Annotated in this window: 16 protein-coding genes; 9 read left to right on the top strand and 7 right to left on the bottom strand. The window is 59.4% G+C overall.

Annotated features, from left to right (window positions below; all coding sequences use genetic code 11):
* Positions 1–129 precede the first annotated feature (129 nt).
* Both msrP and HDF16_RS10985 read right to left on the bottom strand, forming a co-directional pair.
* Complete coding sequence (msrP, locus tag HDF16_RS10990; protein WP_184216556.1) at positions 130–1,110, bottom strand: protein-methionine-sulfoxide reductase catalytic subunit MsrP; 981 nt, start codon at positions 1,108–1,110, stop codon at positions 130–132.
* Between the two features lie 102 nt (positions 1,111–1,212).
* Positions 1,213–2,583: an APC family permease gene (locus HDF16_RS10985; RefSeq protein WP_348641298.1), complete on the bottom strand. Its 1,371-nt coding sequence runs from the start codon at positions 2,581–2,583 to the stop codon at positions 1,213–1,215.
* A gap of 137 nt (positions 2,584–2,720) precedes the next feature.
* Here HDF16_RS10985 and HDF16_RS10980 point away from each other — a divergent pair, with 137 nt between their 5' ends.
* From HDF16_RS10980 to aceB, 3 genes are all read left to right on the top strand, one after another.
* Complete coding sequence (locus HDF16_RS10980; RefSeq protein WP_184216554.1) at positions 2,721–5,576, top strand: PIG-L family deacetylase; 2,856 nt, start codon at positions 2,721–2,723, stop codon at positions 5,574–5,576.
* A 14-nt stretch (positions 5,577–5,590) separates the two neighbouring features.
* Entirely contained in the window at positions 5,591–6,361 is a 771-nt protein-coding gene (locus HDF16_RS10975; protein ID WP_184216552.1) for a 2-keto-4-pentenoate hydratase, read from the top strand.
* Positions 6,362–6,457: 96 nt separating this feature from the next.
* Positions 6,458–8,071 (top strand): malate synthase A, encoded by a 1,614-nt coding sequence (aceB, locus tag HDF16_RS10970; protein WP_184216550.1) that lies wholly within the window; start codon positions 6,458–6,460, stop codon positions 8,069–8,071.
* A 90-nt stretch (positions 8,072–8,161) separates the two neighbouring features.
* On the opposite strand, the gene HDF16_RS10965 is transcribed toward aceB, so the two are convergent.
* Together HDF16_RS10965 and HDF16_RS10960 are read right to left on the bottom strand one after the other, a co-directional pair.
* The gene (locus HDF16_RS10965) at positions 8,162–9,073 is read right to left on the bottom strand and encodes a retron St85 family RNA-directed DNA polymerase (protein WP_184216548.1); all 912 of its coding nucleotides are present in this window, start codon (positions 9,071–9,073) and stop codon (positions 8,162–8,164) included.
* Positions 9,070–9,990, bottom strand: coding sequence for a retron St85 family effector protein (locus HDF16_RS10960; protein ID WP_184216546.1), 921 nt, complete (start codon positions 9,988–9,990; stop codon positions 9,070–9,072). Before HDF16_RS10960 ends, HDF16_RS10965 begins: the two co-directional genes overlap by 4 nt.
* A gap of 242 nt (positions 9,991–10,232) precedes the next feature.
* On the opposite strand from HDF16_RS10960, the gene HDF16_RS10955 reads away from it, so the two are divergent.
* Complete coding sequence (locus HDF16_RS10955) at positions 10,233–10,502, top strand: DUF2277 domain-containing protein (RefSeq protein WP_184216544.1); 270 nt, start codon at positions 10,233–10,235, stop codon at positions 10,500–10,502.
* A gap of 184 nt (positions 10,503–10,686) precedes the next feature.
* Here HDF16_RS10955 and HDF16_RS10950 read toward each other — a convergent pair whose 3' ends face one another.
* The gene (locus HDF16_RS10950) at positions 10,687–11,154 is read right to left on the bottom strand and encodes a nuclear transport factor 2 family protein (protein ID WP_184216542.1); all 468 of its coding nucleotides are present in this window, start codon (positions 11,152–11,154) and stop codon (positions 10,687–10,689) included.
* 290 nt (positions 11,155–11,444) lie between these two features.
* Here HDF16_RS10950 and HDF16_RS10945 point away from each other — a divergent pair, with 290 nt between their 5' ends.
* Both HDF16_RS10945 and HDF16_RS10940 read left to right on the top strand, forming a co-directional pair.
* The gene (locus HDF16_RS10945; RefSeq protein ID WP_184216540.1) at positions 11,445–13,151 is read left to right on the top strand and encodes an EAL domain-containing protein; all 1,707 of its coding nucleotides are present in this window, start codon (positions 11,445–11,447) and stop codon (positions 13,149–13,151) included.
* Positions 13,099–13,368: a DUF2277 domain-containing protein gene (locus tag HDF16_RS10940; RefSeq protein ID WP_184216539.1), complete on the top strand. Its 270-nt coding sequence runs from the start codon at positions 13,099–13,101 to the stop codon at positions 13,366–13,368. The genes HDF16_RS10945 and HDF16_RS10940 overlap by 53 nt, the downstream gene beginning before the upstream one ends.
* A 23-nt stretch (positions 13,369–13,391) precedes the next feature.
* Here HDF16_RS10940 and HDF16_RS10935 read toward each other — a convergent pair whose 3' ends face one another.
* Positions 13,392–14,075: a hypothetical protein gene (locus HDF16_RS10935; RefSeq protein WP_184216537.1), complete on the bottom strand. Its 684-nt coding sequence runs from the start codon at positions 14,073–14,075 to the stop codon at positions 13,392–13,394.
* A gap of 206 nt (positions 14,076–14,281) precedes the next feature.
* Between HDF16_RS10935 and HDF16_RS10930 the strand changes: the two genes are divergently transcribed.
* The gene (locus HDF16_RS10930) at positions 14,282–15,592 is read left to right on the top strand and encodes an acetylxylan esterase (RefSeq protein WP_184216536.1); all 1,311 of its coding nucleotides are present in this window, start codon (positions 14,282–14,284) and stop codon (positions 15,590–15,592) included.
* Positions 15,593–15,594: 2 nt separating this feature from the next.
* Here HDF16_RS10930 and HDF16_RS10925 read toward each other — a convergent pair whose 3' ends face one another.
* The gene (locus HDF16_RS10925; protein WP_184216534.1) at positions 15,595–16,293 is read right to left on the bottom strand and encodes a DUF899 family protein; all 699 of its coding nucleotides are present in this window, start codon (positions 16,291–16,293) and stop codon (positions 15,595–15,597) included.
* A 137-nt stretch (positions 16,294–16,430) separates the two neighbouring features.
* Here HDF16_RS10925 and HDF16_RS10920 point away from each other — a divergent pair, with 137 nt between their 5' ends.
* Together HDF16_RS10920 and ligD are read left to right on the top strand one after the other, a co-directional pair.
* Positions 16,431–17,381: a Ku protein gene (locus HDF16_RS10920; protein WP_184216532.1), complete on the top strand. Its 951-nt coding sequence runs from the start codon at positions 16,431–16,433 to the stop codon at positions 17,379–17,381.
* Between the two features lie 10 nt (positions 17,382–17,391).
* Positions 17,392–20,334, top strand: coding sequence for a DNA ligase D (gene ligD, locus HDF16_RS10915; protein WP_348641297.1), 2,943 nt, complete (start codon positions 17,392–17,394; stop codon positions 20,332–20,334).
* The last annotated feature ends 164 nt before the right edge of the window (positions 20,335–20,498 follow it).

Genomic DNA, 20,498 nt, shown 5'->3' with positions numbered 1-20,498 from the left:
CGCCCGCTTACATCGCAGGGCCGCCGGAGAGGACTTTCGAGGAGAGAATTTGGGGCAGAGTGTTTGCAGAAAGGAATTGCAGCTACTTACTGGAAGAACGGCATAGTGCATCATTCAGATTGCCTTTGGCTAGAAAAATCTTTTCAGGTTCATGCCGTTATAGATACCTGCCACCTGATCCGCATATCCATTGAACGGAAGCGTGGGGATCGTCTTCGGAAATGGGCTCGAATCGATCCTCCGCTCATGCGCCTGCGACCAGCGCGGATGGTCGACCGTTGGATTCACATTCGCGTAAAACCCGTATTCATCGGGAGCCATATCGTTCCACAGCGTATGCGGCTGCTTATCCGTGAAGTGAAATTTAACAATCGCCTTCCCATTCTTGAACCCGTACTTCCAGGGGCTCACCACCCGGATCGGCGCTCCATTCTGGTTCGGCAGAACGTTTCCATAGCAGCCAAACGTCAGCAGAGCCAGCGGATTCATCGCTTCGTCCAGCCGCAGCCCTTCGGAGTAAGGAAAGCTGAAGCCAAACGGTAGGTCCGGCATCTGCTTCTTGTTCAGGTCTGTGATGAACTGCACGTACTTTGCGCTCGGCAGCGGATTGCAGAACTTGATGAACTCCGCCAACGAGTACCCGTCCCACGGAATCACCATCGACCACGCTTCGACGCAGCGGTGGCGATAGACACGGCTCTCAATAGGCCGGTACTTCATGATGCTGTCCACGTCCAGCGTCAGCGGCTTGGCCACCATGCCGTCCACCTGCACCGTCCATGGCCGCGTCTGCAGCGTATGCGCGTTACGCGCGGGCGCGGATTTGTCCGTTCCAAACTCGTAGTAGTTGTTGTACGCCGTGGCCTTCGCCTCCGGCGTCTGAGTCTCGGTAACGTTGTACTGGCTCGGAATCGTCTGAAGCTTCTGTGTATCGGCGAAGACCTTCGTCGCGGGATTCAACATCCCGACAAACCGCGTCGCTGCCAGCGCGCCGGCTCCAAGCACAGCCGCCGAAGCGAGAAATTGCCTCCGATCCTGCGAGTGCTTCTGAAACGCCCCCTCCGGCGTAATCTCAGACGAACGAATATCAGGCCCTTTGCGAAATAACATGGTGATCCTTCCCTGCCCTGCGAACGTTAGATTGCTGACTCAACAGAAGGTTACGCCCCTGTAAGAGATACGGCCAGCAGGCCCTCGCGGATGCCCGCCTCACTACGCTTCCTGAGTGTTCCATCGGCTTCGCGCCAGGAACAACACGGCGCCTATGACGATCAGCACCCCCGCCAGCAGCAACTCGCGCTCGAAGTTCGCCCGCGAAAACAGGATGTACGCAAACCCGCAAACCGCTACCACTGCCGGCACCGGATAGAGCCACATCCTGAAGGGACGTGCCAGCTCCGGCTGCGTCTTTCGGAGATAAATCACGCCAATATGCTGTATCAGGAATTGCAGCAGAATCCGCAGGACGACCAGCGCAGCGATCACGTCCCTCAACTGGAAGAAGCAGAAGACCACGGCCGCGCCGGCCAGGGTCAGTAGAGACACATAAGGAAATCCGCGCGTAGGATGCAGCCTCGCGAATGGCTTGAAGAACTCGCCGTCCTTTGCCGCCGCGTAAGGTATCCGCGAGTAGCCAAGCAGCAGCGAAAAGATTCCCGCAAACGCCGTGAACATGATCAGTAGAGCCGCGACCTTTCCCAGCAGCGGCCCGATCACCGGCCCATAAGCAATCTCCATAAAAAGAGAGATCGTCGCCCGCCGAGCATCGAGATCCTGCTGCGCCAGCATCGTCTGCCACGGCACCACCGCCAGCACCATTACGTTCATCAGCAGATACAGCATTGCTACTAACCCGATAGAAATGAGGATCGCGCGAGGTACCGTCCGCGCCGGGTCCTTCACCTCTCCGCCCAGAAACGTGACGTTGTAGTAGCCCCAGTAGTCGTAGGTCGCAATCAGCATCGCCGACCCCAGCCCCATGAAAAACGCCGGCGTCAGGTGAAACGCCCCTGGCGGGAGAGCGAAGGCCTGATGCCAGTTCGCATGCAGCACGCCAGTAACAAGAATCCAGCCGATCGTCGCCATCACTACCGCGCCCATGGCAATCGAGATCACCTGAATCCGCGCCAGGTTCCTATAGAGCAGCACTACCGCCAGCACTACTGCCGCAATCGCCACAGCCGTCGCCCAGCTCACGCTCACACCCGCGCTGTAAGCCCCGACATGCAGTATCCGCGTCGCTCCGCCCCTCGCCAGCCCGGGCAGAAGGTATGTCGCATACTGCCCGAGGCCGATCGCTCCCGAGGCCATCGACAGAGGCGCGGAAAAGCATAGCTGGAAGAGAAAAAGAAACGCCAGCACCCGCCCCAGCTTGCCGGGATAGATCATCCGGAGGAAGTGATACGTCCCCCCCGCCTCCGGCAGCGCCGCCCCAAGCTCCGCCCAGACCAACCCATCGCAAAGCGCCAGCACCGCGCCAAGAATCCAGCCCAGCATCGCCTGCGGGCCGCCCATCGCAGCCAGAATCAGCGGCATCGTAATGAACGGCCCCACGCCGATCATGTCCAGCATGTTCAGCGTCACTGCGCCGCGAAGCGTCAGCGTCCGCGCAAGCTGCTGCGAATTGGCCCCTTCATGCTCGATCTTTTGAGTCTACCGGCTGCCCCATCCGCAGCCAACCGCTCGCGAAGAACATCTGAGTCTGTGAGAGATTAAACCTAATGACCCTACGCTCATTCAAAGTGGCCCTGGCCATGTTCGCGCTCTGCACGCCTGTCGTTATCGCGCAACAGACGCCCCAGTTCACCGACCCCGCCAACCTGCGCGGCGAGCGCGTGAAGCCCCGCGACGGCCGCGAACTCCCCATCGACCAGGGCGCGCGCGGCCTTGAGCAGATGCTGCGCAAGCTCAACACCCGAGCCTCGCTCATGCTCATCGTCGCCCACCCCGACGACGAAGACGGCGGCATGCTCACCTACTACTCCCGCGGCCTCGGCGCCCGCGTCGCTGTCCTCACCCTCACCCGCGGCGAGGGCGGCCAGAACGCCATGACCGGCGACTTCGAGGACGCCCTCGGCCTCCTGCGGACGCAGGAGCTTCTCTCCGCAGACCGCTACATGGGCGTCGACCAGTTCTTCGGCACCGAAGTCGACTTCGGATTTTCGAAGACCAAAGAAGAAGCCTTCAAGAAGTGGACCCACGAGCGCGTGCTCTATGATGCCGTCCGCAGCATCCGACTCTATCGCCCCTTAGTCATCGCGGCCGTCTTCATCGGTGGCGTTACAGACGGCCACGGCCAGCACCAGGTCTCCGGCCAGATCGCGCAAGAGGCCTTCAAGGCTGCCGCCGACCCCACCGTCTTCCCCGATATGATCGCCGAAGGCATCCTCCCCTGGCAGGCGCTAAAGGTTTACGCTCGCGTCCCCATGCAGTCGATCTCGGACAAGGGCCTCTTCGACTACGCGACCGGCAAATACACCGCCCCGCGCTTCGAGAACTACGTCACCGGCGAGGTTACCACCACTGTCCCCTCGTCCGACGTAGTCGTTCACGAAGGCACCACCGACCCGATCCTCTCCGACGATCCTGCCGCACCCCCGAGAACCTACGTCCAGTTTGCAAGGATCGGCCTGGGCATGCAGAAGTCCCAGATCGGCGGCGGTGTCCGCGTCCCGCCTGCGGGGAAGTTCGACATCGACTACCACCTCTACGGCAGCGCCCTCTGCTCCTCGCCCACCCACATCAAGGACTGTCGTCCTGAACGAAGCGCGCAGCGCGCAGTCGAAGGACCTGCGTCCCCGCCCGAAGCTCTCGGCCACAACCCTAGCTCAGCAAGCTTCTTCGATGGCATCGACACCAGCTTCGCGGGACTTGCCTCTTTGATCCCCGCAGAGTCGACAGATGCTAACGGGCGAGCGATGCGCGACCAGATTGAGGCCATAGGCGAGGAGGTTAAGCAATGCCGAGATTGGAATGTCAGCAACGCCAAACGTAAAGACATCGCGGCGCTCTTAGCTGACGCTATCAACCGCAACAATCTCGTCATCTCATGGCTTCAAACGGCAAAACTGGCCGCAGCTCCAAGGGTCACGCTTCTGCATGAACATCGTGTAAAAGACGTGCAACTCAAAGAGGCACTTCTTCTTGCCCTTAATGTAAAGTTTGATGCGCAGATCGACGGCACGCAGAAAGGCGGCGACATCATTGCGAATTCCAAGATAAAGGTCGCAACTAGCTTGACATTGCCTGCACCTCCGCACGTCGAACAAAATGCCGCTCCCAAAACCACTATCCGCGTCGTTGCAGCACACTTGCAGAACGAGCTACAGCAGGACCTTGCGACCTTCTCCATGCCGCAGTCAATCTACGAGGACCCAGGAGAGCACCTAAGCCGCCCCTATTTCTCTCGCAAAGGCATTGAACAGCCGTTCTACGATCTCACCGAGCCCAATCTGCGCAACGCGCCACAGCCGCCGAGTGCCCTTACTGCCTGGGCCACGCTTCGGCTCGAGTGGTCCGGCGAATCGTTCGACTTCGAAGTCGGCCGTGTCGTTCACAATGGAATTGAGCCTGTGCTGATCGTCCCTCCTACTAGCCTCAGCCTTGCAACGCGTGCGCAGGTCCTCGCAAACAGCACTTCTTCCGTGACCATCAGGGCCTTCCTCACGCCGTCAACTTCACCAGCAGTTGCTTCGACACTTACGCTTCCTTCCGGTTGGACATCCACCCCTGTAGTCTCAACAACCAACTCAACAACAGAGACCCTTTTCACCGTCGAGCCGGCCCCGTCTATACGCGAGGCCGCCGTCATTCCCGCAGGTATCGCCCTTCCCGCTGGAACAATCACCGAAGGCTACCGCGCCATCGGCTACGGGGATCTCCCCCGCACCAACTACTACACCCCCGCCACCGTCCGCATTGTCCCCGTCGACCTCAACCTCCCTGCCACTCATCGCATCGGCTACCTCCCCGGCACCGGCGACGCCGTCCCCGAGGCGCTCGCCTCTATCAACCTCAAGCCCGACACCCTCACCATCGCCGACCTCACCCCCGCGAAGCTCGCGCAGTACGACACCGTGATCCTTGGTGTCCGCACCTACGCTGCCCATCCGGACCTCCACGGCGCACCCACGCAGGCGCTGCTCGACTACGCCCGCAACGGCGGGAACGTCCTCGTCCAGTACCAAACCACCGAGTTCACCGCCGAAGACGCCCCCTTACCTCTCTCGCTCGGCAGCAACGAAAAGGTCGTCGACGAGACCGATCCTGTCCAACTCCTCGCGCCAACCGCTCCGTTCCTCACCACCCCGAATAAGATCACCCCGGCCGACTTCAACAACTGGGTGGAAGAGCGTGGACACGGCTTCCTCAGTAGCTGGGATTCGCATTACACGGCGTTGACAGAGACCCACGACCCGGATCAAGATCCGCAACGCGGCGGCCTGATCACCACAAACATCGGAAAAGGGAGATGGACCTACTGCGCCTTCGCCCTCTACCGCCAGCTTCCCGAAGCCGTCCCCGGAGCCTTCCGCCTCTTCGTCAACCTCATCGCCCCCGCGACCGCAAAGAATTAAGAGACACTACCGACATGACCATCGGCTCTCTTGAAGCGAAGCACATCGAAGCGGCAGACCTCCTGCTCAACGCCCGGCGCACGGCCACCCCCATCGCCGACCTCCCCGTCGAGCTCCAGCCGACGAGCCTCGAAGAGGCTTATCTGATCCAGGACAAGATCGCCGAAGCCTACGGCACCATCGGCGGATGGAAGGTCGGCGCGCCCACGCCTGAGGCCACGCCCATCTTCGCCCCGATGCCGCACGCCTGGATCGCCGCCAGTGGCACCACGCTCTCCGGCATCACCTCGCGCTACCGAGGCCTCGAGGCCGAGATCGCCTTCCTCATCGGCCACGACCTGCCGCCCCGGGCCACGCCCTACACGATGGAAGAGATCGTCGCCGCCATCGCAAGCTGCCATCCCGCCATCGAAGTCATCGAGTCCGGCCTGGCCGACCCAGTCGCCGCCACCCGCATGTCCATGCTCGCCGACCTGCAGATGCACGGCGGCTTCCTTTATGGACCCGCCTTCGCCGACTGGCAATCCATCGACTTCGCCACTGAGACGGTCTCGCTTGCAGTCGACGGTGTCGTCCGAATCGAGCGCACCGGCTCCAACACCTCTGGCAACCTCATGCGCCTGCTTCCCTTCCTCGCCAACGAAGGCGCAGCCCGCACCGGCGGCCTAAAGCGCGGCCAATGGATCACCACCGGAAGCTGGACCGGCCTCGTCCAGGCCATGTCCGGGTCGGACGTCAACGTCCACTTCGGCACCGCCGGCCGCGTCGAACTCCTCTTCGCCTAGCTCCCTGCCGCGCTACAAATCTGTGCCCCATGCATCGCAGCCTCATCGCGATGCATGGGATGAAGCCACAAACGTCAGTACATCAGGATCAAAACTATGACCACCTCTGCCCCCGGCGTAGAACTCACCGCCCCGCTCTCCGACCGCTACGCGACCGTCCTCACACCCGAGGCCCTCGACTTCATCGTCAAGCTCCAGCGAGCCTTCAATGGTCGCCGCAAGGAGTTATTGGCCGCCCGCGTCACCCGCCAGACACGCCTCGACGCTGGCGAAAAGCCAGATTTCCTCCCCGAGACTGCCGAGATCCGCAACGCCGAATGGCAAGTCTCTCCACTGCCGCAAGACCTGCTCGACCGCCGCGTCGAGATCACCGGCCCAGTCGACCGGAAGATGATCATCAACGCCCTCAACAGCGGCGCAAAGGTCTTCATGGCCGACTTCGAAGACTCCACCACTCCCACCTGGGACAACCTGCTCGACGGCCATATCAACCTCCGCGACGCCGTCCGCCGGACGATTACGTTTGAAGATTCAAAGACCGGCAAGAGTTACAAATTGATCGACAACCCCGCCGTCCTCTTCGTCCGGGCGCGAGGCTGGCACCTTGATGAGGCCCACATCCTAGTTGATGGCGAACCCGTGTCCGGCTCCATCTTCGACTTCGGCCTCTACGTCTTCCATAACGCGAAGGAGCTCCTCGCCCGCCACACCGGCCCCTACTTCTACCTCCCAAAGCTCGAAAGCCACCTCGAAGCGCGCCTCTGGAACGATGCCTTCGTCCTCGCCGAAACGCTACTAGATATCCCTCAAGGTTCCATCAAGGCGACCGTGCTCATCGAGACCATCCTCGCCACCTTCGAGATGGACGAGATCCTCTACGAGCTCCGCGATCACTCGGCTGGCTTGAATTGTGGCCGCTGGGACTACATCTTCTCCTTCATCAAAAAGTTCGCCGGCGACAAGACGCTCCTCTTCCCCGACCGCGGCCAGGTCACCATGGCCACCCACTTCATGCGCAGCTACTCAAAGCTCGCCATCAAGACCTGCCACCGCCGCGGCGTCAGCGCCATGGGCGGCATGTCCGCCTTCATCCCCATCAAGAGCGACCCCATCGCCAACGAGCGCGCCCTCGCCCAGGTCCGCATCGACAAGGAGCGCGAAGCCACCGACGGCCACGACGGCACTTGGGTCGCACATCCGGGACTAGTCCCGGTTGCTTTGGCCGTCTTCGACCGCATCATGCCGCAGCCGAACCAGATCGACAAGCAGCTACCCGACCTGAAGATCACCGCCGCCGACCTGCTCAAGGTCCCCGAAGGCACCCTCACCGACGCCGGCCTCCGCCTCAACGTCGCCGTCGGCCTCGGCTACCTCGAAGCCTGGCTGCGCGGCATCGGCTGCGTCCCGCTCTTCAACCTGATGGAGGACGCCGCCACCGCCGAGATCAGCCGCGCCCAGCTCTGGCAGTGGGTCCACCACCACGCCCACCTCGAAGACGGCCGCCGCGTCACCGCCGAACTCGTTGACCAGGTCATCACGGAAGAGCTGGCCCTTGCCGAGATCCGCATTGATGCCGCCCGCTTCGAGAGCTACAAACACGCTGCTTTCCTTATGCGTGAGTTGGTGAAGGCACCGCACTTTCAGGATTTTTTGACGGTTCCGGCGTATGCGAGGGTGCTGGCGAGCGAGATCTTTATATCTATTCGGTAGTGGCCGTTAGCCCATCTCATCGAAGTAATAATAGACGATTGTCTCAATCGAAATCAGCTGAATTGAGTTGAGATAGAACTGACAGCTTGTTTATGTATGCTGTTTCGCGCTAGATACCTTATCGGCCCCGTACTTTAGGATCAAGTTGTTAAGAAAGGCTGGCTCGAACCCACTGACATAGGATATTAATCCAGCCAGTCGTATCCGCTCCTCGTCTTTCAAAGTATCCAACTGATGGACAAGAGTTCTGATGGTACGCTTTGTGTCTCTACTGACATACGCTTTCCCATCGCTGCCTAATACAATTCCTGTCACTCGACGCGCACCTCGTTTTGAACTGTGCTTGGTCTTTGCTTGATTGAGAGATAGGTTTGCGGGAATCTTGATCTCGCCGAGAACGGCTTTGGCCTCGGCTTCGATCGAGATCAATACTTGCTTTTTGTTTGCAGAAAAGAACAAGTCGTCTGCGTATCGAGAATAGGCAACACCCTGCGCCGAAGTAATACCGGCCAGTGCGGAATCAAGCTCGAAACAGAGTGCATTTGATAGCGCTGGTGAAGTCGGCGCGCCTACTGTCAATTTTCCGTGCCGAAATACCAGACGGGCAAAATAACTCTTGTCCCTATCTGTCCAATCTTGAAAGAGTGTCGGACGTTTGGCCATAAAAGCTACCAAGTCCCTGACCTCAATTGATGGAAAGAAGTTCGTCATATCCATTCTCAGCAAATACTGACTTTGAACGTGAATATTGGCGTTATCAAAAATTGAGACTCCCGGCCTATAGGCCATCGCGGCGGGATGCACCGGCCACACGGCAATCACATTCGAAAGAAGCCAGCGCTGAAGCGCTTTCAGTTTTCGCGAAGGGTGGAGGATGATACGCTCACCACCTGTCCGCTTCGGAATAGTGTACTGCTTATATTGATGTGACGCCGTCAGCGCCAAAAAATCGACGTATTTCAATGGTAAAGACAACTCTGCGCTCATCTTCTCAATAATCATCGCCGTGAGTTCACCTCGCTAAGTACGGTACTAGCCTCCTTAATGCAGAGGAGTCTCGACATGAAATCCGCCCGTAAACCTGAAATATCGATCCACTTTATCCTGTGATATGGCTTTTGAAGGGTGTCTGTTTTAGCCGGCGAAAAGAACACTTCTTTACCAGATGCTCCAACAATTACTTCATCTTTCCGCAGCAAACCCATAGCTTCAGCTAATCCCACCAACAGAAGAATCTCCAAGGTAGTGGGATCAACAGTTGTGATCATGCGACCGAGGAAATATTGAATGGTTTCGAGCGTGGCAGGCGCAATGATGGCTACCAAATCACAGATAAAAAATAAGAGAAGCTTTCGACTTGACGCGAGATCATCAGCTGCCGCCGATTTGGGTCGAGGAATCTTCTTGACTCGTTCCGCAATTTCCGTCGCGCACAAGAGAATGCTATCTAGCTTGACCCAGATTGTTGGGCTAAATCTAGATTCAGCATCTATCCAATGGATTGGCCCAGTATTTACGAATGATTTGTCATGCTGATATTTGGCATCAACGATGGCCAATAACTTTCGACGCAAGTCTTCAACATGCGAAAAAGCTCCTAGTTCAGCAAAGGTTCCTGCGCTCTCGACAATGATGATCACCATATCTGAGAGAGCGGCCAGATCGGATTCCATCTTCAACGCGCCAAGCCCGGGATCCGACGCAATCAGTTCCCAAACACGCTCAGCGTAAAAAATGTCCAGATTCGGGTAAGTCTTCCGGAAAAATTTCCGAAGTGTATCGCGTCTCGTGCTTTCAAACCCACCACAGATGAAGACGACTGGTGAAATGCGGCGAAAACGATATTTCGCGGGTGTGAGCGCATTTACGATGCGCTCACGAACCGGCACGATTTTGGGCTGCTCAAACCACGACTTCATAGCTCCTACTGTGAGCGTACCCCCGGAGCGAAGCGCAGGGGGGGAATACGTATCAATAAATCCGGGATGGCTGTACACCATCCGCAGCGGCTTAAGGCAAATACACCTGCATGCAACTAGGAGCTTGCGTCATTGTAGAGTTCCACATGAACATGGTCAACTATCAGTGTTAGCGCGAAAAGTTCAGAGCAGGTCATCGGCGCGGAACGTTTCAAGACTTTACGGATAGTCCGAGGTTACCCATGTGCCGCAACATAAAACTCCTCTTCAACTTTGATCCTCCCGTCAGCGACAGCGAGGTCCGCGCCGCTTCCCTGCAGTTCGTGCGCAAGATCAGCGGCATCAACAAGCCCTCCAAGGCGAACAAGGCCTCGTTCCAGGAGGCCATCGATGCCATCGCGAACATCTCGGCGGACTTTCTGCGCTCGCTTGAGACCAACGCCCCGCCGAAGAACCGCGAAGAGGTTGCGGCGAAGCTGAAGGCCGCGAGTGCGAAACGGTTTGCGAACTGAACAGGGTGGCCGGGAAGAGCAGATCCTCCCGCTGCGCGGAAGGATGACAAGGTTGAAGGCGTTGCAATCCCACATCTGGCGATGAAGCTGCCAGACATGGGGCACCCGGTGTGGTGGCGGGTTTGAAACGCAGATTCCCTTCGGGAATGACAAACAAAAGAACAGGCAACAGCAACGGCGATGTCTATTGCCCCCCGCAATCCTTCTTTCCGGTATCGGCGATGCTGGCGATCAGCCACTTGTCATCCACGCGGACAAGGTTGAAGAGGTCCGTGCCACAGTGGTCGACCTTGCCGTCTGCCAGGAAGACGAACGGCGCCCAGACCACGGCGAGGTCGTTGTCGATGCGTATTAGCGGGTCGTGGATTCGCTCTTCGATCGGCTTACCCGGCTTGCCGACGCGCGTGGCAAACTCCTCAAAGGTCATCTTCGCCGGTTTGCCGTCGCGCATCAGGACCATCGCCCCTCCGGGCAGCGTCTGCGCTGTAATGGCCTGGGCGTCTCGTTTGGCCATTCCGGCAAAGAACGCCGTGATGGGCGACAACACATCCTGCTCTGGCACGGTCGCCGCACGCATCGGCATAGCGAAAAGGACTGCGGCAACTGCTCCTGCCACGCGCGGCGGCACGAGAGGGAAACGAAAGATTCTCATAGAGCGGGATTTTACGCCGGGTCGAACGGCCACAGCTCGACCACGGCGTTCCTCACCCCCTCCAACCAAGGCCTCCCATCCCCCTCGACATGAAACTTTCGTTGTAGAAATGTCGACTTAGCCGTGTTCGGCCCGAAAAACTTACCTTGTAATCGTGGACATTGCGCTAGACTTCTTTCCATGCTGGCTCGCTTCCCGAAGTTTTGCCCTGTGCGGTGAGGGTTTAGGCGGGAAGCGGCTTGGGCAGATATCTCGAAGCCAGGGATAGACACCAACACAGGCTGTAATCGATGACGTTCAGGCCAAACCGCCGCTTGTGGATATCGACGATCGCGATCCTGCTGGCGACCGCCCTTGGCGCGCTCGCCGGGTACCTTACTGGCCGGCATACCGTCCAGAACGCCGCCGAAGCCGTGCTGCAGCAGGATGCGACGCCGCTCTCGAATACCATCCACTCGCTCGTCGTCGAGTCCCACGACATCCTCGCCAAGGCCAACGCCCTCCAGACGCCCACCTGCTCCGACGCCGAGATCGCCCAGCTCCGACTCCTCCTCTACCACTCCGTCAACTTCCGCGAGATCGGTCGCATCCGCGATGGCAAGATCCTCTGTTCCGCCGTCTTTGGCAAGGACCACCTGCCGCAGGCCCAGTTCACCGCAACCTATCACTACTCCGACGGCACGACCGTCTTTCGGGACATGGCTCCCTACGTCGTCAGCGGAACTCCGGTGTTTATTCGCCAACGTGGCAACTTCTTCGCCGTCGAATCGCCCGAGCTAAGCGTCCACATCCACGAGATGCGAAAGACCCGCGAGGTCTTCTCCTCGGGAGCGACGAGCCTCACCTCCACAGCTCCCCTGGGAAGATCCAAGACGCTTCCCGGCGCAACCATCGATCACGAAACCGCAGGACGCATCGGCGACAATCTCTTCGGCACGGTTTGCACCAGCGGCTCCATCGGCCTGAGTGACAGCGTTCACGGCCAGGTCGACTGCGCCACCTCCTTCGGCTCCCTCTCAGCGGCCCTGCACGCGCAGAGAAGCCTGCTCGCGCTCTACGCCTTTCGCGGCGCTGTGCCTTGCGGGCTTACGTCAGCGCTCGTCCTTCTTCTTTACTGGCGCCGCCGCAGCATGCCTCAGCAGCTGATCAAGGCGATTCGCGCAGACAGACTCTACTTCGTCTACCAGCCCATCGTCGACCTCTCCAGCGGCCACATCGTGGCAGCGGAGACGCTCGCGCGTTGGAAGGACGACGACGGCCTTCAAGTCGGCCCCGACATCTTTATCCCCCTCGCGGAAGAGAGGGGACTTGCACTTGAAGTAGCCCGGCTGGCGCTGCGTCATACGCTGCACGATTTAGGAGATACGCTGCGCAGCGACGACAGCGATTTCCGAGTACACATAAATCTCACCGCGAGCGATCTTGCGGACCCGCAGTTGCTGCCCATGCTGGAAGACTCCCTGACCAAAGCGGGGGTCTCTCCGCACAAGCTGGTGCTCGAACTGACGGAGAGCGCAACCGCCCGGCACAGCGTTGCCATCGAAGCCGTCCATCGGCTCCGCGAGCGCGGCCACAGCGTGCAGATCGACGACTTCGGCACCGGCTACTCCAGCCTCGCCTACCTGAAAGACCTCGCCGTGGACGCCATCAAGATCGATAAGGCCTTCACGCAATCGATCGGTACGGACTCCGTCACCGGCATCATCCTTCCGCAGATCCTTACCCTGGCCGCGGGTCTCGGGCTGTTAGTGATCGCGGAGGGCATCGAGATCCCCGAGCAGGCAGCGTACTTCGCCAGCTTTGACCTTCCTGTCATGGGCCAGGGTTGGCTCTATGGCAAGCCTCAGTGTCCCGGCGAATTCCTGAGTGCAATCGCAGCCCAGGATGAACAAAGAGTAGCCGTGCCGATTGAAAACAACGCCACAACGATTGGAGTTCCAGACCATGTGCCGCAACATCAAGATGCTCTTCAACTTCGATCCGCCGGTGACGGATAGCGAAGTCCACGCCGCATCGCTTCAGTTCGTCCGCAAGATCAGCGGCATCAACAAGCCATCCAAGGCAAACGAGGCGACGTTTCTCGCCGCGATCGACGCCATTACAGGAATCTCTACGGAGTTCCTGCGTTCGCTTGAAACGAATGCTCCCCCGAAGAATCGCGAAGAAGAAGCTGCAAAGCTGAAGGCAAGAAGCGTCAAGCGATTCGGGACTTAGATCACGAATCGGTGACGAAGAGATCAGCGCCCCTCTTTGCAAAGTCCCTTCGAGTGCCAATCGGTAACCAGCGTAGTGTGTGGCTTATCGGACGAGTGCAACACCAGCACGATGCCTCGGCGCATCTCGCTGCCGGTGGCCATCAACTCCATCGGCTCGCCTTCTGCCACAACTAGATTCATTCCCTTGCTGCTCACCTGCTTCCCGGCTGGCGTTTCAAGGCAGGTCTGCCCCTCTTCCGTGTAAAAGATCTCAGGGCCGGAGTGCAGGTGCGTCCGGCTGACCGCGCCAGGCTGCATGATCGACTCCCTGTACTGCGCGGTATAGTCTTCGCCCACCTTCACGGGCAATGGCCCAATCTCCGCCATGCGTGTAGCCTGCGCCGCTGGCTTGATCTTGTCGCCCACGGTAAGGAGCCACACCTTTCCGAGCGCCTCCACAACCGTGCTCCCAGGCGTCGCATCGTGCTCCGCATTCGCCTTCGTCGGATAGACATCAAGCGTCCAAAAGACGGGCTTGTCCGCGAGCTTGCCCAACCGGGAACTCGCGATAATCCAGCAGCCTTCCTGCCCCGTGCGCTCGCTCGCAGGCTTGCAGCTTTCAAGCTTTGGTGACTGCGCTGACGCGGAGTTATGCCCGGCAAATGGCGAGAGCAAGATAGCCAGCACTGCGGCAACAAAGCCATATCTAAACGCCTTCGAAATCATTAATCCTCTATGCCTCGCTCCTTGAAGTTTCTACATCGCAAAGTATCACTTTTGTCCGTCCAAACCTAGGCAAAATCTACCAGCGTGAGCTCCGCAAGAGTCGTTCGGTTGACAGCACAACCCAGCCATCTCTACCCTTGCGTCTCGTAACCGATCGCCCATCTGAATCGTTTGCGCTGTCTCTCGCACACCGAGGAAACCCTTGCATGACCTTCAGAGAATCTCTCCTTGTGTTCCTCTTAGCCGGTACCTTGCAGGCGCAGACGGCGCCGACAACGCCAAAGCCCACCTCTGAAGTCACCGCCGGAACTCCCACGAACTACGATGAGGCAAAGGTCGGCACCTACACCCTACCCGACCCGCTCACGCTCAACGACGGCAAGCCCGTCCGCGACGCGAAGACCTGGTACACAAAGCGCCGCCCAGAGATCGTTGAGATCATCGAGACTCAACAGTATGGCCGCGCTCCGGGCCGCCCCGCAGACGAGAGCTTCGAGGTCGTCGACAAGGGAACGCCTGCGCTCAACGGCAAAGCCATCCGCAAACAGGTCACCATCTATTTCAACAAGGAGAAGACCGGCCCGGCGATCGACCTCCTGATCTATCTTCCCGCTAACGCGACCAAGCCCGTGCCGATGCTCTTCAGCATCAACTTCGGCGCGGTTCAGAATGCGGTTGACGATCCCGGCATCATCCCCGAGAAGGTCTGGGACCCCAAGACACACGCGCGCATAGTACCGCCGCAACCACCGGCGGGCCACAACTTCGGCCACATCGACGCGGAAGCGCTGATCGACGCCGGCTTCGGCGTAGCGACCTATTACTACGGCGACATCGACCCCGACTACCAGCAAGGCTTCTCAAACGGCATTCGCGCGCTCTACCAGAAGCCCGGCCAGACCGGTCGCGCTCCGGATGGCTGGGGCTCGGTCGCAGCCTGGGCGTGGGGCATGAGTCGCGTGCAGGACTACTTCGAGACCGATAGGAGCATCGACGCCAAACACGTCGCCATCCACGGCATCTCCCGCCTTGGCAAGACGGTCATGTGGGCAGGTGCGCACGATCAGCGCTTCGCCGCCGTCATCGCAAGCTGCTCGGGCGAAGGCGGCGCGGCACTCAGCCATCGCAACTACGGCGAGACCATCGCCAACCTGACTGACCCCACGAAGTTCGCTTACCAATTTGCCCCGAACTACGCGACGTACGGCGGCTTTCCCGACAAAGCACCGATGGATGCGAATCTGATCATCTCGCTGATAGCTCCTCGCCCGCTGCTCTTGCAGACCGGCAGCTCCGACGACTGGTCCGATCCCAAAGGCGAATTCCTGGCCGAAGTCGCCGCTGGCCCGGCCTACAAGCTGCTCGGCAAAGAAGACCTGGGCACGGACGTCTGGCCCGCCGCCGGTCATCCCATCTTCCATGACCTCAGCTACTTCATGCACGACGGCGGCCACGGTATGGTCGCCTCCGACTGGGCCATCTACATCGACTTCCTCAAAAAGAACCTGCGCCCATAGGACTACGAGTACTTCAGTTTGGGATACCAATCGGTGCCGCGTCCTCCGGGAGTGAGATCCAGCATCAGCCACATTGGATCGAGGTCCGGCGCACCACGAGGATCCTGGCCCGGGTCGGTCATCTCTCCGCTCATCTCCGTACTGTAAAAGTGAGAGATCACGCCGTCGCGGCGCGTGAAGATACTCATACCCGGGACATCGGCGTCGTCAACAGTCACGTAGGCGCGCGTGTAGTCGCCGCTCGTATCGGACACGAACGGGATGAAGCCGAAGCCGCGCTCTTGCTTGTACTCCAACAGCCGCTCAATCGGCGAACGAGCCGTCACCACCAGTGCCACCCGCTCCCGCAGGTTGAAAGCGACGCCGTTCCATGCGCTCACAAACGAGGTACACATCGGGCAAGGAGCCTTACGCTGCGGCCCAAACATCATGCTGTAGACCATCAGCGTGTCCTTGTCGCCGAATAGATCGGAGAGGCGAACCGGGCCAGACTCCGAGATGAACTCATAGTCTTTCGCTACCTCGCCGCCCCGAGGCAGGGCGCGCCGCAAGCTCGAAACCCGCTCGATCTGTCTCCGTAGTTCGATCTCTTCGCGCAACAGTGCATTCCGCGCGTCACGATACTCCGCGCTCTCATTTGCAAAGTGAGCCTTGTTCTTTGCTGCCAGCTCTTCTGCGGGAACAAGTATTGGATCAGCCATAGTTCCTCCGCTGCGACTCGTGGATGAATCGCTTATCGAAAGAGAATCTTATCGCCCCTCTTCAAGAGATGTCATCCCGCGCTGGCCGATACATCCCTCGCGCATCTAGCAGAATCTCATCACCTGAGGCTACCTCCATGCCACGTCCCTACTGGTCCGGTCAGATTCAGATCTCTCTCGTCTCCTTCACCGTGAAGCTCTTCGTCGCCACAGAGTCCAAAGGCGAGATCCACTTCCATCAGATCAGCCGGAAGACCGGCGAGCGTGTTCGCCATCAGAAGGTTCTTGCTTCCGCCATCGAACAGTCTCCGGACGAAGCCTCCGATCCCGTCGCGAAGAACGACATTGTGAAGGGTTACGAGTACTCCAAGGGCCAGTACGTCACCATCGAGCCCGAAGAGATCGAGCATCTTCGCGTCCCTTCTAAGCATACGGTCGAGATCACGCAGTTCGTTGACCTCAACGACCTCGCCCCGGAGTATCTCGAAAAGCCCTACTTCGTCGTCCCCGAAAACGACCTGCAAACCGAGGCTTTCGCAGTCGTGCGCTCTGCCCTCGAAAAGACAAAAAAGGCTGCCCTCGGCAAGATCGCCTTCGGAGGTCGCGAACACGTACTCGCCATCACTGCCGCTCCCGAAGGAGCAGGCATGATGGCCTACACCATGCGCTACCAGGAAGAGCTTCGCGACCCCGCCGAATACTTCCGCGACATCAAGAAGGTTGCCATCAACGAAGACTCACTCGATCTCGCCGAGACGCTGATCAAGAAAAAAGCCGCGAAGTTCGACCCATCGAAATTTGTCGATGGCTACGAAGTCGCTCTGAAGGAATTGGTCGAAGCCAAGGTCAACCACGCTCCCATTCCCAAGGATGAGCCGGCAGCGCCGAAGCGCAACAACGTCGTCAACCTCATGGACGCCCTTCGCAAGAGCCTCGACAACAAGGAAGCCGCTGCATCTGCTCCGTCGGAATCTTCATCCTCAAAGAAGAAGTCGCCGAAGAGCGCACCTGCCGCAAAGAAAGGCATCGCCCTGGTCAAGACATCAGCCCCCGCAGCGAAGACCTCGGCAAAGCGGAAGTCCGCATAATCCCCTTTCTTTGTCATCCTCGCAAAGTGGGATCGGTTTCACCATTCGTCTTTGCCCGTTTCTTGCCGTCATCCTGAGTGCAGCGAAGGACCTGCTAAGGAGCCAACGTCCACCCACGAATACGGGACCCTCCGACACTGGAATCTCAAAAGCTCTAGCGACATACGCCACCATGCCCAGCGCGAAGAAATCTGCTCCTAAGAAAACGACAAATAAGTCCGCCGCAAAGAAGCCTGCCAGGAGAGCAACGCCTGCCACTGCCTCCAAGGCGGTCGACAAGCAACTCGCTCGCTATCGCTCGATGCGCGACTTCGGTATCACCGCCGAACCCTCCGGCGGTCCGCAGAACAAACAAGAAGCACTCCCCTTTTGCATCCAGAAGCACGCCGCTAGTCATCTTCATTACGACTTCCGCCTCGGCTGGAACGGCGTCCTCAAGAGCTGGGCGTGCGCCAAAGGCCCCAGCTATGTTGTCGCCGATAAGCGCCTCGCCGTGCAGGTAGAGGATCACCCCATGGAATACGGCGGCTTCGAGGGCATTATTCCCGCCGGACAGTACGGCGGAGGCACGGTCATGCTCTGGGACCAAGGGACCTGGGAACCGCAAGAAGGCCATGCCGACGTCGATGCCGGCCTCCGCGACGGCTCACTCAAGTTCATCCTCAAGGGCACCAAGATGCACGGCAAGTGGACGCTTGTTCGCATGGGTGGCAAGGCTGCGACGGAGCGTAAACCCAATTGGCTACTCATCAAGGAACACGACGACTTCGAGCGCCCGCCCGACGCCCCCGCAATCACCGAGGAAGAGCCAAACTCTGTCGTCACCAAGCGTTCTCTCGAACAGATCGCCGCGCAGGAAGACCACGTTTGGAACTCCAAGGACACGGCAAAGGGCAAGGCTTGGTACCGCCAGGACAAGAAACCGCTGGCCGTTTCCGCAAAGGCGCAGAAGTCTGCTCCGGTCGCAACTTCCGAGCCAGTCAAGCGGCTCACCTTCGACTCAATCCTGAAGCACCTGACACCCGAGTCGCAGCCCAGCTTCATCAAGCCTCAGCTGGCCCTCGAAGCCGAAGCCCCGCCTACCGGCCCCGGCTGGATCCACGAACTCAAGCTAGACGGCTACCGTATGCAGGCCCGCAAAGACGGCGATAAGGTACAGATGCTCACGCGCAGCGGCCTCGACTGGACCCACCGCATGACCTCCATCGCTGACGCCGTCCGGGCTCTTCCAGTTGAAAAAGCCACGCTCGATGGCGAAGTCGTCGTTGTCGCCGAAAACGGCACCACCACTTTCGCCGATCTCCAGGCCTCCTTCCAGGACGGCGCGAAACATCCTCTCACCTACTTTTGCTTCGACCTCCTCCATCTGAACGGCCACAGTACCCGCGACCGTCATCTGGTCGACCGCAAAGACCTCCTTGTCGACGTCCTCACTGGTGCCGATCCAACCGTACTCCGTCTCAGCGAGCACCTCGAGACCAATGGCGAGCAGATGTTTCAGCACGCCTGCGCCCTGCATGCTGAGGGCATCATCTCCAAGCGCTCGCAATCCACCTATGTCTCCAGCCGCAACGGCGACTGGCTCAAGCTGAAATGCCTGCACGAGCAGGAGTTCGTCATCGGCGGCTTCACGCTGCCTTCGAACGGCATTCACGGCATCGGCGCTCTGCTCCTCGGCTACTATCAAGACGGCAAACTCATCTACGCCGGACGCACCGGCACCGGCTTCAACCAGAAGACCCACCGCAGCACCCGCGATAAGCTCGATGCCCTCGCCACGTCGCAATCGCCCTTCGCGGAGATCCCCTCCGCCGCTCGCAAGGGCGCAAAGTGGGTGAAGCCAACGCTTGTCGCGCAGGTCCGCTTCGCTACATGGACGGCCGAATTACAGCTGCGTCAGGCCGCCTTCCTCGGCATCCGCGAAGACAAGCCCGCGAAGGAGGTGGTCCGCGAAGACGCCGCACCGACGCCGAAGCGCTCACGCACACAGCCTGCAAAGGCAGCCACTCATCGCCTCGCGCCCAAAGCCGCAGCAAAGCTCTCTCTTCCTAAAGAAGAGGACAAAGCCCCGGTTCGGCTGACTCATCCCGACAAGGTCCTCGACACCGAATCCGGCCTAACCAAGCAGGCCCTCGCCGACTACTACTGGGCCATCGCAGAACACATGCTGCCCCACATCGCGGGTCGACCGCTCAGCCTCGTCCGCTGCCCGGAAGGCGTCGGCCCGCCATGTTTCTATCAGAAACACGTCACCGCCATGCTGCCGAAGAGTATCGCGACCGTCATGGTGCCTGACAAGAAAGGCGGTAAGCCCGAGCCCTACATCACCCTCGAAAGCCGCGAGACCCTTGCTGGCCTCGCACAGATGGCCGTGCTTGAGATCCACCCCTGGGGTTCAAAGAATGACGACCTCGAACATCCGGATCGCATCATCATCGACCTCGACCCTGACGCCGCGATCTCCTGGTCCACGCTCTCCGAAGCAGCGACTAACGTTCGCAAACGGTTGAAGAAGCTCGGCCTCGAAAGCTTCCTCAAGACCACCGGCGGCAAAGGCCTCCACATCGTAACTCCGATCGACCCAACCCAGGATTGGGAGACGGTCAAGAGCTTTGCCCGCAACATCGCACTCGCCATGGAGAAGACATCGCCGAATCTGTTCCTCTCGAAGATGACGAAGTCCGCACGCGTCGGAAAGATCTATGTCGACTACCTTCGCAACGAGCGCGGAGCCACTGCCGTCGCCCCGTTCTCCCCTCGCGCTCGCCCCGGTGCCAACGTCTCGATACCACTCGCCTGGAAGGAACTTGACGGGAGCGCCCTGCCTAAGTTCGGCGTCACCGATTTCGCAGTGTGGAGATCTCGCCTGAAGAAAGATCCGTGGAAAGAAATCCTAGCGCTCCGGCAGAAACTCACCACAGAAGCGATCGAATCCGCGCGATCCATGAAGTAGCTCGCAAGGCATCCACCGACAACCACCGTGCTGTCATTCTGAGGCGAAGCCTAAGAATCCCCGCATTCCGCCTCTAACACCACAGGAATTATGGGCTCCGGGCAAAATGCGGGGACTCTTCACTGCGTTCAGAATAACGGCGTGGGACGCGGGGGGGTTGCCAC

Source organism: Granulicella aggregans (genome assembly GCF_014203275.1).
Taxonomy (GTDB): domain Bacteria; phylum Acidobacteriota; class Terriglobia; order Terriglobales; family Acidobacteriaceae; genus Edaphobacter.
The sequence above is the reverse complement of the archived record's forward strand: the minus strand, read 5'-3'. Positions and strand labels throughout refer to the sequence as shown.

What these genes read in the sequence shown, in the direction of transcription:
- msrP (WP_184216556.1), bottom strand. Translation starts at nt 1,110, where the DNA reads ATGTTATTTCGCAAAGGGCCTGATATTCGTTCGTCTGAGATTACGCCG.
- HDF16_RS10980 (WP_184216554.1), top strand. Translation starts at nt 2,721, where the DNA reads ATGACCCTACGCTCATTCAAAGTGGCCCTGGCCATGTTCGCGCTCTGC.
- HDF16_RS10975 (WP_184216552.1), top strand. Translation starts at nt 5,591, where the DNA reads ATGACCATCGGCTCTCTTGAAGCGAAGCACATCGAAGCGGCAGACCTC.
- aceB (WP_184216550.1), top strand. Translation starts at nt 6,458, where the DNA reads ATGACCACCTCTGCCCCCGGCGTAGAACTCACCGCCCCGCTCTCCGAC.
- HDF16_RS10965 (WP_184216548.1), bottom strand. Translation starts at nt 9,073, where the DNA reads ATGATTATTGAGAAGATGAGCGCAGAGTTGTCTTTACCATTGAAATAC.
- HDF16_RS10960 (WP_184216546.1), bottom strand. Translation starts at nt 9,990, where the DNA reads ATGAAGTCGTGGTTTGAGCAGCCCAAAATCGTGCCGGTTCGTGAGCGC.
- HDF16_RS10955 (WP_184216544.1), top strand. Translation starts at nt 10,233, where the DNA reads ATGTGCCGCAACATAAAACTCCTCTTCAACTTTGATCCTCCCGTCAGC.
- HDF16_RS10950 (WP_184216542.1), bottom strand. Translation starts at nt 11,154, where the DNA reads ATGAGAATCTTTCGTTTCCCTCTCGTGCCGCCGCGCGTGGCAGGAGCA.
- HDF16_RS10945 (WP_184216540.1), top strand. Translation starts at nt 11,445, where the DNA reads ATGACGTTCAGGCCAAACCGCCGCTTGTGGATATCGACGATCGCGATC.
- HDF16_RS10940 (WP_184216539.1), top strand. Translation starts at nt 13,099, where the DNA reads ATGTGCCGCAACATCAAGATGCTCTTCAACTTCGATCCGCCGGTGACG.
- HDF16_RS10935 (WP_184216537.1), bottom strand. Translation starts at nt 14,075, where the DNA reads ATGATTTCGAAGGCGTTTAGATATGGCTTTGTTGCCGCAGTGCTGGCT.
- HDF16_RS10930 (WP_184216536.1), top strand. Translation starts at nt 14,282, where the DNA reads ATGACCTTCAGAGAATCTCTCCTTGTGTTCCTCTTAGCCGGTACCTTG.
- HDF16_RS10925 (WP_184216534.1), bottom strand. Translation starts at nt 16,293, where the DNA reads ATGGCTGATCCAATACTTGTTCCCGCAGAAGAGCTGGCAGCAAAGAAC.
- HDF16_RS10920 (WP_184216532.1), top strand. Translation starts at nt 16,431, where the DNA reads ATGCCACGTCCCTACTGGTCCGGTCAGATTCAGATCTCTCTCGTCTCC.